11 protein-coding genes and 3 pseudogenes are annotated in these 14,189 nt (G+C 72.9%); 8 read left to right on the top strand and 6 right to left on the bottom strand.

The window, feature by feature from the left end:
• The 4 genes and pseudogenes from DRB96_RS41990 to DRB96_RS41975 form a co-directional block, all read left to right on the top strand.
• Nucleotides 1-1,507: ERAP1-like C-terminal domain-containing protein (locus DRB96_RS41990; RefSeq protein WP_204357961.1), on the top strand; the 1,507-nt coding region annotated here is incomplete at its 5' end.
• Nucleotides 1,508-1,738: 231 nt separating this feature from the next.
• Nucleotides 1,739-2,815, top strand: a complete 1,077-nt coding sequence (locus tag DRB96_RS41985; RefSeq protein ID WP_112453042.1) for a sugar ABC transporter permease — start codon at nt 1,739-1,741, stop codon at nt 2,813-2,815.
• 4 nt (nt 2,816-2,819) lie between these two features.
• Nucleotides 2,820-3,080, top strand: a pseudogene (locus tag DRB96_RS41980) (carbohydrate ABC transporter permease); the annotation flags it as partial.
• A 301-nt stretch (nt 3,081-3,381) separates the two neighbouring features.
• Nucleotides 3,382-4,539 (top strand): LLM class flavin-dependent oxidoreductase, encoded by a 1,158-nt coding sequence (locus DRB96_RS41975; RefSeq protein ID WP_112453041.1) that lies wholly within the window; start codon nt 3,382-3,384, stop codon nt 4,537-4,539.
• 325 nt (nt 4,540-4,864) lie between these two features.
• Here the strand turns inward: DRB96_RS41975 and DRB96_RS41970 are convergent, their stop codons facing one another.
• From DRB96_RS41970 to DRB96_RS41965, 3 genes and pseudogenes are all read right to left on the bottom strand, one after another.
• Complete coding sequence (locus DRB96_RS41970; RefSeq protein WP_162689191.1) at nt 4,865-5,725, bottom strand: ECF transporter S component; 861 nt, start codon at nt 5,723-5,725, stop codon at nt 4,865-4,867.
• 174 nt (nt 5,726-5,899) lie between these two features.
• A pseudogene (locus DRB96_RS45710) lies at nt 5,900-5,986 on the bottom strand (hypothetical protein); the annotation flags it as partial.
• Nucleotides 5,980-6,765 carry a LysR family transcriptional regulator gene (locus DRB96_RS41965; RefSeq protein ID WP_204357960.1) on the bottom strand — a complete coding sequence of 262 codons (786 nt, stop codon included), beginning with the start codon at nt 6,763-6,765 and terminating at the stop codon, nt 5,980-5,982. The gene DRB96_RS41965 and the pseudogene DRB96_RS45710, both read right to left, overlap by 7 nt.
• A 70-nt stretch (nt 6,766-6,835) precedes the next feature.
• Here DRB96_RS41965 and DRB96_RS41960 point away from each other — a divergent pair, with 70 nt between their 5' ends.
• The gene (locus tag DRB96_RS41960; protein ID WP_112453039.1) at nt 6,836-7,732 is read left to right on the top strand and encodes a dihydrodipicolinate synthase family protein; all 897 of its coding nucleotides are present in this window, start codon (nt 6,836-6,838) and stop codon (nt 7,730-7,732) included.
• A gap of 440 nt (nt 7,733-8,172) precedes the next feature.
• On the opposite strand, the gene DRB96_RS41955 is transcribed toward DRB96_RS41960, so the two are convergent.
• From DRB96_RS41955 to DRB96_RS41945, 3 genes and pseudogenes are all read right to left on the bottom strand, one after another.
• Complete coding sequence (locus DRB96_RS41955) at nt 8,173-9,360, bottom strand: FAD-dependent monooxygenase (RefSeq protein WP_112453038.1); 1,188 nt, start codon at nt 9,358-9,360, stop codon at nt 8,173-8,175.
• 29 nt (nt 9,361-9,389) lie between these two features.
• A complete protein-coding gene (locus tag DRB96_RS41950; protein WP_239517849.1) occupies nt 9,390-10,880 on the bottom strand; it encodes an alpha-amylase family protein in 1,491 nt (496 codons plus the stop codon).
• A 181-nt stretch (nt 10,881-11,061) separates the two neighbouring features.
• Nucleotides 11,062-11,568, bottom strand: a pseudogene (locus tag DRB96_RS41945) (TetR/AcrR family transcriptional regulator); the annotation flags it as partial.
• A gap of 224 nt (nt 11,569-11,792) precedes the next feature.
• Here DRB96_RS41945 and DRB96_RS41940 point away from each other — a divergent pair.
• The 3 genes from DRB96_RS41940 (at nt 11,793) to DRB96_RS41930 (ending at nt 14,130) form a co-directional block, all read left to right on the top strand.
• Nucleotides 11,793-12,653 (top strand): ABC transporter permease, encoded by an 861-nt coding sequence (locus tag DRB96_RS41940; protein ID WP_239516948.1) that lies wholly within the window; start codon nt 11,793-11,795, stop codon nt 12,651-12,653.
• A gap of 255 nt (nt 12,654-12,908) precedes the next feature.
• Complete coding sequence (locus tag DRB96_RS41935; protein WP_162689171.1) at nt 12,909-13,121, top strand: hypothetical protein; 213 nt, start codon at nt 12,909-12,911, stop codon at nt 13,119-13,121.
• A 208-nt stretch (nt 13,122-13,329) separates the two neighbouring features.
• Entirely contained in the window at nt 13,330-14,130 is an 801-nt protein-coding gene (locus DRB96_RS41930) for a carbon-nitrogen hydrolase family protein (RefSeq protein WP_112453035.1), read from the top strand.
• The last annotated feature ends 59 nt before the right edge of the window (nt 14,131-14,189 follow it).

Raw genomic sequence — 14,189 nt, 5'->3', positions numbered from 1 at the left:
AGATGGGTATAAGCGACGGGCCCTCCTCAACTTCGACGGCATCTCCTACGCCAAGGGCGCCTCCGCCCTGCGCCAACTCGTCGCCTGGCTCGGCGAGAAGGACTTCCTGGCCGGCATCAACACCCACTTCGCCCGCCACAAGTTCGCCAACGCCTCCCTCGCCGACTTCGTCGACTCCCTCGCCGCGAACACCGACCGCGACGTCCACGCCTGGGCCGAGATCTGGCTGCGCACCACCGGCGTCGACACCCTCACCCCGCGCATCGAGGAAAGCCCCGGAGGCTGGACCCTCACCGTCGACCGCACCGGAAGCCGCCCCCACCACATCGCCGCGGGCCTCTACGACCGCGCCCCCGACGCCGCCCTCGAACTCCGCGAGATCCTCGCCCTCGACGTCCCCTCCGACGAGATCCTCTCGGCCGACGGCGCGCGCCCCGCCCTCCTCGTCCTCAACGACGGCGACCTCACCTACACCAAGGTCCGCCTCGACGAGACCTCCCTGGAAACCGCCCTGCGCGGCATCTCCCGCATCCCCGACCCCCTCACCCGCGCCGTCGTGTGGAACTCCCTGCGCGACATGGTCCGCGACGGCGAACTGGACGCCGCCGACTACCTGGCCACCGCCGAAGCCCACCTGCCGGACGAGACCGACCTGGACATCGTCCAGAACGTCATCGACTTCGCCCGCGGCCAGATCGCCGTCCGCTACCTCGCCCCCGAACACCGCACCAGGGCCCTCGCCACCCTCACCTCGATCGCCCGCGACCTGCTGCGGCGCACCGAAGACGGCTCCGACCCCGGCCTGCGACTGGTCGCCGTCCGCACCCTCATCAGCAGCGCGACCCAGCCCGACACCGTGGCCGCCTGGCTCGCCGAAGGCACCGTCCCCGGCGGCCCCGAACTCGACCCCGCACTGCGCTGGCGCATCCTGGCCCGCCTGTCGGTACTCGGCGCGGTCGTGGAATCCGACATCGACGAAGCCCTCACCGCCGACCCCAGCGCCGCCGGCCGCGAAGGCGCCGCCCGCTGCCGCGCCGCCCTCCCCACCGCCGAGTCCAAGGCCGCCGCCTGGGACCGCCTCTTCCACGACGACACCCTGTCCAACTACCTCTTCACCGCCACCGCCCAGGGCTTCTGGCAGCCCGAACAGGCCGACCTCGTACGGGAGTACGTGCCCCGCTACTACCCCGAGGCCGTCACCCTCGCGGCCCGCCGCGGCCCCGCCATCGCCGACGCCGCGGGCCGCTGGTGCTTCCCCGGCCACGAGATCACCGAAGCCAACCTCCAGGCCGGCCACGCCTGCCTGGCCGACCCGGACATCACCCCGCTCCTGCGCCGCAAGCTCGTGGACCAGCTCGACGACCTCTCCCGCGCGCTGCTGATGAGGGTGCGGGCGGCGACCAGTCGCAGGCCGGGGGCGGAGCCGTCTTCGGTGCGCCGCAGCAGGACGCGGGCGGTCGAGGTGAGGGTGGCGAGGGCCCTGGTGCGGTGTTCGGGGGCGAGGTAGCGGACGGACGGCCAGGTGAAGACCTTCCTCACCGACAACGGCATCCTCGACATCGAGCAGCGCGGCACCGACCCGGCGAAGGCCTGGGACAACGTCAAGAAGCTGGTCGACGACAAGATCGACCAGTAGCGGAACAGCATGACGGCCCGCCGCCACTCACCGCCTCCCCGCGGATGGCGGCGGGCTGTCGCCTTCCGCACGCCGCACTCATCGACCTGGAAGGACGCCCCCGTGGCCACCCCCGTACGGGCGACGGACAGCAGTTCCCCACCGCCCGACACGCAACTCCCGGGCCCTGACTACGGATCCCGATCCAGCAGGCATCGGCCCTCCGGCCGGAGCGGCCTGCGTAGCACGCTCTACCGCTTCGATCTGAAGGCGATCCCCTACGTCTTCATCGCCCCCTTCTTCCTCACCTTCGCGGCCTTCGGCCTCTTCCCCCTCATCTACACGGGCTGGCTGTCGCTCCACCGCGTCGAACTCGGCGGCAGCGCACAGTGGAAGGGGCTGGAAAACTACAGCTCCCTGGCCACCAGCGAGTTCTTCTGGAACGCCCTCGCCAACACCTTCACCATCGGCGTGATCTCCACCGTCCCCCAGCTGCTGATGGCCCTCGGCCTCGCACACCTGCTCAACTACCGGCTCCGCGGCCGGGGCTTCTTCCGCGTCGCCATCCTCGCCCCGTACGCCACCTCCATCGCGGCGGCGACGCTCGTCTTCGCCCAACTCTTCAACACCGACTACGGCCTGATCAACACGGTGCTGGGCTGGGCGGGCTTCGACCCGGTCGCCTGGGAGTCCTCCAAGTGGCCCGCACAGATCGCGATCTCGGTGATCGTCACCTGGCGCTGGACGGGCTACAACGCCCTCATCTACCTCGCGGCCATGCAGGCCGTACCGCAGGACCTCTACGAGGCCGCCGCCTTGGACGGTGCTTCGCGCTGGCGCCAGTTCCTCAGCGTCACCATCCCCTCCATCCGGCCGACGATCCTCTTCACGGTCATCGTCTCCACCATCGGTGCCACCCAGCTCTTCGGCGAGCCCATGCTCTTCGGCGGCAGCGTCGGCATCAGCGGCGGCAGCGGGAACCAGTTCCAGACCCTGAGCCTGCTCATGTACGAGAAGGGCTGGGTGACCGGCGCACTCGGGCAGGCCTCCGCCATCGCCTGGGTCATGCTCCTGCTCCTCCTACTCGTCGGCGGCATCCAGGCCCTGATCACCCGCTCCCATCACAACCGCGACCTCAGGCGTCGCCGCCGCACCACAGGCGGCGCCGCCGGCCACATGCGCAAGAAGGCGGGGAGCTGAGCTCATGGCCCACGCACTCGACACGACGACCACCACCACCGCCAAGGCGCCGCGCGCCAGCCGCTTCCGCCAGTCGCCGGGCCGTCAGCACCACGCGGGACCGCTGACCTACGTCCTGCTGGGCCTGGCCGCCTTGATTTCCCTTTTCCCGCTGTATTGGAACCTCGTCGCCGCTTCCCACTCGGGCGAGCGCGTGGTCGAGGCCCCCGCCCCGCTCCTGCCCGGCCCCCGGCTCCTCGACAACCTCTCCTTCGCCTGGAACCAGGTCGGCGCCGAGCCCCCTCCCTTCGCACCGCCGTCGCGCGGGCCGTGACCCGCTCCGGGACGCGCTGCCCCGGGCCCGGCCGTGCGCCGGCGCCGCACTGCACCTCACCGCGCCTCATGAAGCCCCGTCCCGCCCCGTCCCGCCTCGTCACGCCCTTTTTCGCGCCGCGCACCACTTCTTTCGCCGTGCCCGTACGCCGCCTCGCACGCATTCGCCTGATGAATTCCGGATTCCCGCCGTACGGGCGGCGGTTCACCCTGCCCGCATTCGATTCGCCGCACGTTCACGAAAGGCCACCGCCATGCCCGTGGAATTCCTCGGCATAGCCGCCACCAACGACGGCTCCGAAACCACCGCACGCTCCGGAGCCTCCTTCGACAAGGAGTACATGCTCCGGCTCGCCCGGGCGCACGAGGACCACGGCTGGGACCGGGTGCTGTTCGCCTACGGCTCCGGATCCCCGGACCCCGCGCCGGCGGCCGCGTACATCGCGAGCCGACTGGACCGCCTCCAGATCCTGCTGGCCCACCGGCCCAACGTCTCGTACCCCACCTTCGCCGCCAAGACCTTCGCGACCCTCGACCGGATCAGCGAGGGCCGGCTGGCCGTGCACTTCATCACCGGCGGCAACGACCACGAACAGGGACGCGAGGGCGACACCCTGACCAAGGACGAGCGCTACGCCCGCACCCGCGAGTACATCCGGATCGTCAAGAAGATCTGGACCACCCGCGAGCCCTTCGACCACGAGGGAGCGCACTACCGCTTCCACGATTTCGTCAGCGACGTCTTCCCCGTCCAACAGCCGCGCCCGAACGTGTCGTTCGGCGGTTCATCGCCCGCCGCGTACGCCGCCGGAGGAGCGGAGGCCGACATCTACTGCCTGTGGGGCGAGCCGCTGGAGAAGACGGCCCAGCAGATCGAGTCCGTGAAGGCCGCCGCGCGGGCCGCGGGCCGCACCGACGTGCCGCGCATCCAGGTCGCCTTCCGCCCGATCATCGCCCCGACCGAGGAGCTCGCCTGGGAGAAGGCCCACCGCACGGTGGGCGCGATCAAGGAGCGCCGGCGCACCGCCCCCGTACGGCGCCACCAGGGCGGGGTCCTGGAATCCCCGGCGCCGCAGAACACCGGTTCACAGCGGCTGATCGCCATCGCCGAGGCGGGGGAGCGCTACGACCGCGCGCTGTGGACCCCGACCGCCGCCGCCACCGGGGGCGCGGGCAACTCCAACGCGCTGGTCGGCACACCGGAGACCGTCGCCCAGGCGCTGCTGGACTACCACGACCTCGGCGTGGACATCCTCTCGGCCCGCGGCTACGACCTGCTGGGCGACGCCGTCGACTTCGGCCGCCACGTGATCCCGCTCGTCCGCGAGGAGGTCGCCAAGCGTGACGCCGCGCGTGACGCCGCGAGCGCGCCGGGCCCCGCCCGCCAGAGCCTCACGGCGGTACGCGGGTGACCTCCGCACCGTCCCGCAGGCCCGGCCGATCCACCTCGCCCGGGATCACCTCCCCCCCCCGCCGCCTCGCCCCCCCCCCCCCGCTTAACCACTCTGCCGCAGCCAGCGGTCTTCGCCGCGCATGGTTGTTCGAGGCCGCTGGCAACGACCGCTCTTACTAGTGGTCCTCGCAGCCGGGGCGGAACGGCCCCCCGCCGGCCGGGCGGGTATCGGTGCAGGTCGGGGCTGGTGTGTGGGGGTGGATATGGGACCTTTAGGGACTACGATCCCGGTTCGTATGTGACGTGGGTCCTGTGGGGCGGGTCACCGCCGGGGGGACCGGATCTCACGCTCCGTGCGCGTCCGTATCCCTTTCAGGGGAAGGTTCGGGGTCGGATCCGGCCCCCGGATCGAAGGAAACGGGCGCGTCGAAGGCAGCTTTCCGCGTCGCCCGCCGCAACGCCTTCAGCAGCGTCGGGCCGATCGTGAGCGTCAGTACGACGGTCAGCGCGGCCCGCCCCAGGTCCCAGCCCAGCGACGTCGCCAGGCAGTAGGCCAGGAAGCGGGTCAGGTTCGCGGCCACCGGGTCCCCCGGGTGGAAGGAGATGCCCTGGCCCATGCCCTGCAGGATCACCCAGCCCTGCAGGTTCATGACCGTGCCGTACGCGAACGAGCCCAGGAACCCGTACAGCGCGAGCATCGCCAGCTCGGCCCGTCCCCTGATCCGGTCCGGCCCCGGCAGCAGGCCCGCGCCGAGCGAGAACCAGCCCATCGCGAGCATCTGGAACGGCATCCACGGCCCCACCCCGCCCGTGAGCAGGGCCGACGCGAACATCGTGACCGCGCCGAGGACGAAGCCGAATCCCGGGCCGAGGACGCGGCCGCTCAGCACCATCAGGAAGAACATCGGCTCGAGACCGGCCGTGCCCGCGCCCAGGGGGCGCAGCGCGGCCCCGACGGCGGCCAGTACGCCGAGCATGGCGACGGCCTTGGCGTCCATGCCGTCGTCCGCGATGGTCGCGACGACCACCCCGACGAGCAGGGGCAGCAGGGCGGCGAAGAGCCAGGGGGCGTCCTGGGAGTGGGCGAAGCCGGACTGGCGGTCGGCGAGGAGGGGCCAGCCGAAGGCGGCGATGCCGATGAGGGTGACGAGGACGAGGGCCGCGGCGACCTGGGAGACCGTGAGCCAGTGGCCCGGGGCCAGGATCTTGGCGACCTGCGGTGCGAAGGCGGGGGAGGAGACGACGACCTCGGCGGTCGGGCCGTCCGCGACGATCTCGCCGCCGGCCAGGATCACCACCCGGTGGGCGAGCTCGGCGGCGAGTTCCACGTCGTGGGTGGCCAGGACGATGGCGTGGCCGTCGGCGGCCAGCGCGCGCAGGATCTCGACGAGGCGGGCCTTGGCGGCGTAGTCGAGACCGCGCGTCGGCTCGTCGAGGAGGAGCAGGGCCGGGCGGCCGGTCAGCACCAGGGCGAGGGCCAGGGCCAGGCGTTGGCCCTCGGAGAGGTCGCGCGGGTGGGTGTCGTCGGGGACGTCGGGGAGCAGCTCGCTGACCAGGGCTGCGGCGAGCCGGTCGCGGAGACCGCCCCCGCCCCGGCGAAAGCCGGCGACGCGGGTGGCTCCGGCGACTCCGGCGGCGGCCCGTCGGCGGGCCTCCTCGCGGGCATCGCGGCGGTGGCCGCCCTGGGCGCGGCCGCCGTCTGGCAGTCCCGCCGCCGCCGGACCCGATGGTACATCGCCTCCCGGCAGAGCGGCTCCGCCGCCAGCCCGGGCTCGTCCGGTGCGGGGACGAAGTCGTACTCGTGGATCAGGGCCACGTCCAGGTCCCCGGCGCGCAGCGCGTGCGCGACCGCCGCCGGGTCGGTCTCCGACACCATCGGCTCGAGCCTCGGATGGCGGCGGGCCAGTGCCACCAGGGCCGCCGGGACGATGGCCCTGGTGGCGGTGGGGAAGGATCCGATCCGCAGCGCTCCGGCCAGGCCGCTGCGCGCTTCGGCGAGATCGGCGTCGGCCCGCTCCAGCAGTTCCAGCACTTCCTCGGCGTACCGGACGAGGTTCTGCCCGGCGGGAGTGAGCCGCACCCGGCGGCCGGTGCGCTCCAGCAGGGGCAGGCCGGCCTCGCGCTCGAGGACCCCGAGCTGCTGGGACACGGCCGAAGGGCTGAAGGAGAGCGCCTCGGCCACGGCGGCGATGGTCCCCCGGCGGGCAAGTTCGCGCAGCAGGCGCAGGCGTCGTACATCGAGCATCGGATCAGCTTACGCTTCGGGTAAGAAACGCGAACTGGATTCGACGCTCGGATCGCGCCAGGCTCGACGCATGACACAGAACCTGGCACCGCAGGGGATCCACGTCCCGCTGATCACGCCGTTCACCGCCGCCGGGGAGGTGGCTTCCGGGGCACTGGAGGCGCTCGCCCACGAGGTGCTCGACGCCGGCGCCGCCGGGATCGCGGCCCTGGGCACCACCGCCGAGACGGCCTCGCTCGACGAGGCGGAGCGCGACCTCGTCACCGACGTCTGCGCCCGGGTCTGCCGGGAGCGGGGGGCGTACCTGAGCATCGGCGCCGGGGCGAGCGGGACCCGGGCCGCCGAGGACTCCCTGGCCCGGCTGAAGCACTGGCCCGAGGCACGGGCTGCGCTCGTGACCGTGCCGGCCTTCGTCCGGCCCTCGGCCGCCGGGGTGCTGGCGCACTTCACGCGGCTGGCCGAGGTGAGCCCCGTACCGCTGATCGTTTATCACATCCCCTACCGCACCGGGCAGCCGCTGGACGCGGCCGCGCTGCGAGCGGTCGGGGCGCTGCCCGGGGTGGCCGGGGTGAAGTACGCGGTCGGCTCGGTCGACCAGGACACGGTGGCGCTGCTCGGTGACCTGCCGGAGGGCTTCGCGGTCATGGCGGGCGACGACGCGCACGTCTCGCCCATGCTCGCGCTCGGCGCGGCGGGCGGGATCCTCGCCTCGGCGCACCTCGCGACGGCCCGGTTCGTCGAGCTCGACGCGGCCTGGCGGGCGGGCGACGTGGAGCGGGCCCGGGCCCTGGGCCACGCGCTGGCCCGGCTGTCCGCGGCGGCGTTCGCCGAGCCCAACCCGACGGTCGTCAAGGGGGTGTTGTACGCGCAGGGCCGGATCCCGACCCCTGACGTACGCCTGCCCCTGTTGCCGGCGGGCGGGGAGTCGGTCGCGGCGGCGCGGCGGGAGCTGGCGCGCCTGCGGTGACCCCCGGCGCGACCCGCCGCCCGTCCCGCGCCGCCGCCCGGCCCGCGCCGCCGCCCGACCCGCGCCGCCGCCCCTGTCTCTTCTACACCACTCGCGCTGTCCACGGTTCGAGGCCGCTGGCAACGACCGCTCTTACTAGTGGTCCTCGCAGCCGGGGCGGAACGGCCCCCCGCCGGCCGGGCGGGTATCGGTGCAGGTCGGGGCTGGTGTGTGGGGGTGGATATGGGACCTTCAGGGACTACGATCCCGGTTCGTATGTGACGTGGGTCCTGTGGGGCGGGTCACCGCCGGGGGACCCGGATCTCACGCTCCGTGCGCGCCCGTATCCCTTTCAGGGGAAGGTTCGGGGTCGGATCCGGCCCCCGGATCGAAGGAAACGGGCGCGTCGAAGGCAGCTTTCCGCGTCGCCCGCCGCAACGCCTTCAGCGGCTTCAGCGGTTTCAGCGGCTTTCGGTCCGCTCCGCCCGGGCCGGGAGCGTGAACCCGTCGAACAGGTCGTCCAGGGCGCGCCGCGCGGTACGGGCTGGGGTCGCGCGGACGGCGAGGTCCCGGGCGGCGACGGCCAGCGGGTGGGAGAGGGCGGCGACCCGGCCCGCACGACGGGCCCGGACCCGGAGGGCGTCGGTACGGGTCAGGCGCGCCCTGCTGTAGGCGGCGAGGGCGGCGGTGACACCGGCCCGGTCCACGCGTTCCAGCAGGTGGGCCAGGACCACGGCGTCCTCGATGGCCTGGCAGCCGCCCTGCCCCAGATTCGGGGTCATGGCGTGCCCGGCGTCGCCGATCCAGGCGGTACGGCCGTCGTGGAGGCGGGGCAGCGGGGCGGCCAGGTCGTACAGGTCGTGCTGGAGTACCGCCGCCGGGTCGATCCGTTCCAGGAGGGTGGGGATCGGGTCGTGCCAGGTGCCGTAGCGGCGCAGGAGCTCGGCGCGGACGTCCGCGGGCCGGAATCCCTCGGGGACGACGGCGGTGGCGTAGAGGTAGACCCGGCCGTCGGCGAGCGGGACCGTCCCGAAGCGTTCGCCGCGTCCCCAGGTCTCGCAGGCTTCGGTGACCGCCCCGCCGGGCAGGACGGCGCGCCAGGCGGTCTCCCCGCTGTAGTGCAGGCCGGGGTGGTCCGGGAAGGAGCGGCGGCGCAGTGTGCTGTGGATGCCGTCGGCGGCGATGACCGCATCGGCGGTGAGGTCCCCGGCGGCGGTACGGACCACGGCGCGGCCGCGGGCCTCCTCGACGGCGGTGACGGCAGCCCCGTAAGAGAGGGTGCCCTCGGGGAGTGCGGCGGTCAGTGCCGCGGCGAGCGCCGAGCGGTGCAGGGCGAGCGGGGGCCTGCCGTAGCGGGCCGTCATCGCGGTGGTGTCGGCGCGGTTGAGCCAGACGCCGTCCGGGCGGCGCAGGCCGCCCACGGCCGTGGGGACGGAGCCGCCCGCCGCGGCGGCGGGGTCGAAGCCGATGGCGTCCAGGGCGCGCAGGGCGTTGGGGGCGAGGACGATCCCCGCGCCGGCGGCGGTCGGACCGGCCGCCCGCTCGCAGACGGTGACCCGCCAGCCCCGGCGGTGCAGGGCCAGGGCGGCCGTGAGCCCGCCGATCCCCGCACCCGCCACGACCGCATGACGCGCAAGCTCCTCCGACATGGCACACCTTCCCCTGACCCGCCGACCCTCTACATTCGTAGAGGCCTTACAGGGGACTCTACAGCTGTAGAGGAAGTGGGGGTGGCCGTGGGGGTGGGCGTGGGCGTGCTGCCGCAGCTGCGAGCGCCGATGTGCAGGGCGACGGCCGTCCCCGCGTTGAGGGTGGCGGTGAACCGCCCGCCGGAGTCCACGGTGACCGCGCGGCCGCTCTGGACGTCGCAGTAGCCGCCGGCCGGGAGGGAGGTCTGGAAGGTCCGGGTCAGCGCCGAGCCCTCGTGGTTGATCGCCACGTACGCCTTGGTGCCGCGCCCGAAGGCGATCTGGTCGCCCCCGTTGTCCCACCAGTCGGTGACGGCCTGCCCGCGCGCCGCGTTGCGGAAGCCGACCATCGCGGAGATCTCGCGCCAGGCGTGCTGGCACTTCCAGCCCTCGGAGTAACAGGCGTTCACCGTGCCCCCGTTGGGCGGTCCGGCGTCCCGGTCGGTCCACTCGTAGCCGGAGTGCACGTCCGGGGAGCCGTAGGGCCAGGCGAGCATGAACACGCTGGCGAGGGTGTAGGAGGAGCCGTCCTTGTAGCTGAGGGTGTCGCCGCCGCGCTCGGTGTCGTGGTTGTCGACGAAGACGGCGGACTGGCCGGAGGGCATGTGGCCCCAGGCCTCCCCGAAGTTCTTCAGGTAGGCGAGGTTCTCGCTCTGGAAGACCCGCTTGAGGTCGCGGGCGTAGCGGAACTCCTGTACGTCGCCGCTGCCGAGGTACTCGGTCGGCGAGACGGCCTCGCCCGCCCCGTGGATCGCCTCCAGCTTCCAGTACGCGTTCGGGTTCGCCAGCCGGGACTTGATGTTGGCGAGGTCGGCGGCGGGCATGTGCTTGGCGGCGTCGATCCGGAACCCGTCGACGCCGAGGGACAACAGGTCGTTGAGGTAGCCGGCGATCCGGCCGCGTACGTGGTCCTCGCCGGTGTCGAGGTCGGCGAGCTGGACCAGCTCGCAGTTCTGGACGTTCGCGCGGTCGGTGTAGGTGGAGATCGTCGCCCGGCAGTCGTCCATGTCGGCGCCCGAGTACAGCCCCGGGTAGTTGTACTTCGTGTACGAAGTACCCCCGGTCCCGGTGCCGTCGGAGGCGGCCATGTGGTTGATGACGGAGTCGGCGACGACCTTCACGCCGGCGGCGTGACACGCGTCCACCATCGCCTTGAAGGCCGCCCGGTCACCGAGCCGCCCGGCGATCCGGTAGCTGACGGGCTGGTACGAGGTCCACCACTGGCCCCCCTGTATGTGCTCCTGCGGGGGCGAGACCTGCACGTACCCGTACCCGGCGGGCCCCAGGCTGTCGCCGCAGGCCTTGGCGACGGAGTCGAACCGCCACTCGAAGAGCACGGCGGTGACGTCCTTCTCCCCGGGCGCGGCGGCGAACGCCGGCGACGCCTGCGAGGTGAGCGCGGCCGCGGCGGCGACGGCCGCGAGGGCGGAAACGGAGAGCAACGCGGCGGCGGCTCTGACAGCGCGTGCGGGGGTGAACATGCGGAGTTCCTCCTGGCGGAGAGGCACGGAGCCGGGTGGGGACCGGTCACGGCCGAGTTGGGGATTGCAGCGACCGTAGGTGCCAGGGAGAAGGGCTGCAAGACTTTGCGCAAGAGATTGCAGAATTGTTTCGCGGAGGGGTCGGGGGGGGGGGCCCCCCTTAAACACATCTCCGCGCCCCGTCCACCCCCACCGGCAGCTCGCCGCGCGAGACCGCGTCGGAGACGATCCCCTCCGCCATCCGCCGCTGCCCCTCCAGCAGCGCCCCCCGCACCGCGTCCGCGATCTCCGGGTTCCGCGCCGCCTCCACCAGCAGGTCGGGGATCACCGCCGACGCGACCGGGTGCCGCAGCACGTGTGACATGACCTCGAGCAGCGCGCGCACGTCCCCGTACAGCGACCCCGTCGCCGGTACCGGCAGGCCGTCCACCGCGAACGCCGCCACCAGGTCCAGGACCAGGTGCAGCTTGGACTTCCACCGGCGGTACACGGCCGTCTTCCCCACGCCCGCCCGCCGCGCGATGCCCTCGATCGACATCCGCGCGAACCCGACCGTCGCCAGCTCCTCCAGGACGGCGGCCCTGATCGCCTCGGTCACGTCCTCGCGGAGGACGGCGGCCCCGGCGGGGGGTCTGCGGGCGGGGGCAGGGGCGGGTACGGCGGCGGCAGGCGCGGGATCGGTGGTCATGAGGAGAGCATATCCCGCCACGACGATACGGTTGCGTTCCGACGTCGGACGCCCTAATCTCGGCGTAGCGACGATACGGACCCGTCCCATCGCCAGCGACGCCCTGACCCCGTCGAAAGCGGCCCTCCGTGACAGTGACCACCGCGCCCCCGGCCCACCCCCGGCCCAAGGACCCGTCCAAGGACCGGACCGAGGACCGGACCGAGGCCCGGGCCGAGGACCCGATCGCCGAACTGGCGGCCTCCCACGGCCTGACCCTGAGCGGCGCCCGCCCCCCGCTCCCCCGCTACATCGCCCAGCTCTGGGGCCGCCGGCACTTCGTGAGCGCGTACGCCACCGCCCGGATGCGGGCCCAGTACAGCGAGGCCAGCCTCGGCCAGGTCTGGCACCTGGTGACCCCGCTGCTCAACGCGGCCGTCTACTACTTCATCTTCGGCCTGGTCATGCACGCCAGCCGCGGCGTCGCGGACTACGTGCCGTTCCTGATCACCGGCGTCTTCGTCTGGGACTTCATCGGCAGCTGCGTCAACGCCTCCACCCGCGCCGTCCAGGGCAACCTCGGCCTGGTGCGCGCCCTGCACTTCCCGCGCGCCTCCCTGCCCCTGTCCACCGTCGTCCAGCTCTTCCAGCAGCTGCTCGTCACCATGGGCGCGCTGCTCGTCCTGCTGCTCGCCTTCGGTCAGACCCCCAGCCTGAGCTGGCTGCTGGTCTTCCCCGCCCTCGCGCTCATGGCCGGCTTCTGCGCCGGCTGCGCGATGATCATGGCCCGGATCGGGGCGAAGAGCCCGGACGTCAGCCAGCTGATGCCGTTCGTCCTGCGCACCTGGATGTACGCCTCGGGCGTCATGTGGTCGATCGACTCGATGCTCAAGACGGACCACCTGCCGCACTGGGTCTCGACGGCCCTCCAGCTCAACCCCGCCGCCGTGTTCATCGACCTGATGCGCTTCGCGCTCATCGACTCGTTCCAGGCGGGCCGGCTCCCGCACCACGTCTGGCTGGTCGCGCTCGGCTGGTCGCTGGTCTTCGGCGTCGGCGGGTTCATTTTCTTCTGGAAGGCTGAGGAGGAGTACGGCCGTGGCTGACACCGCAACCGCATCCCGCACCACCACCACCACCCCCACCCGGCCCGGCCCCTGCCCCCGACCCCGGCTCCGACCAGCCCTCCGACCAGCCCTCCGACCAGCGCTCCGGCCGAGCAGGCCCTGCGGGGGCGGATCGGCACCGGGTTCTCGCCCGTCCCGCACCGCTACCGGGTCTACCTCGCCGACGACGACTGTCCGCGCTGCCTCGGCGTCGCCTCCGCGCTCACCGGCCTCGGGCTCCGCGACGCCGTGGCCGTGACCGTCCTGCCGCCCGGCTCCCGCGGCTCCGCCGCCCACGACGAGCTGCGCCGCGCCTACGAGGCCTCCGGGCACCACCACGACGGCACCCTCACCGTCCCCGCCCTCTGCGACGGCTGGAGCGGCCGGGTGGTGTCCAACCACACGCCCGACATCCTGGAAGACCTGCGCCGGCTCGGCACCGACCCGGAATTCCGTACGGCCGGATAGGGATCCGGAGGGGTCCGGCCGGAGCCCCCCGGGACCGTCGCCGGACCCGCTCGGGGCCTTCGTACGGCCTCCGCGCAACGAATCGCCGCCCGCTGCCGAGAACACGCAACGATTCGATGCGGGGAGCGCAATGGTCGTGGCTTGTCGCCGTCGAACGCGCGAACGTACCGTTTGATGACCCCCTCCCCTCCTGCCACAGAGGTCGCTCATGCCCCCGCTGCGCACCGCCCTCCTCCAGAGTTCCGGACGGCTCGGCGACACCGCCGACAACCTGAAGGCCCTCGACGAGGCCGTGGCTCGCGCCGCACGGGCGGGGGCCGGGCTCCTCGTGACCTCGGAGATGTTCCTGACCGGCTACGCGCTGGAGATCGAGGACATCGCGCGGCTCGCCGAACCGGCCGACGGCATGTCCGCCCGTGCCATCGGCGAGATCGCCCGCCGCCACGGGGTGGCCGTGCTCTACGGCTACCCGGAGCGGGACGGCGAGGCCGTCTACAACGCGGCGCAGCTCATCGGCCCCGGCGGGGACCGGCTGGCGAACTACCGCAAGACCCACCTCTTCGGCTGCTTCGAGCAGGACGCCTTCACCCCCGGCGACATCCCCGTCGTCCAGGCGGACCTGGGCGGCCTCCGGGTCGGCATCATGATCTGCTACGACGTGGAGTTCCCCGAGAACGTCCGGGCGCACGCGCTCGCCGGCACCGATCTCCTCCTGGTGCCGACCGCGCAGATGCACCCGTTCCAGTTCGTCGCCGAACAGCTCGTCCCCGTACGGGCCTTCGAGAACCAGATGTACATCGCGTACGTCAACCGCACCGGCCCCGAGGGCGAGTTCGAGTTCGTCGGACTGAGCTGCCTGGCGAGCCCCGACGGGGTGACCCGCACCCGGGCCGGCCGAGGCGAGGAGCTGGTGTTCGGCGAGGCCGACCCCGAGCTGCTGCGGGCCTCGCGCGAGACCAACCCGTACCTGCGCGACCGCCGCCCCGGTCTGTACGCCTCCCTCGTCTGACCGCGGCCGCGCAGCGGCCTCCCCCTCCCCGCCCGCCCCCAGTGCTGCGCTCGTTCCGC

This window comes from Streptomyces sp. ICC1 (genome assembly GCF_003287935.1).
Taxonomy (GTDB): domain Bacteria; phylum Actinomycetota; class Actinomycetes; order Streptomycetales; family Streptomycetaceae; genus Streptomyces; species Streptomyces tritrimontium.
The sequence above is the reverse complement of the archived record's forward strand: the minus strand, read 5'-3'. Positions and strand labels throughout refer to the sequence as shown.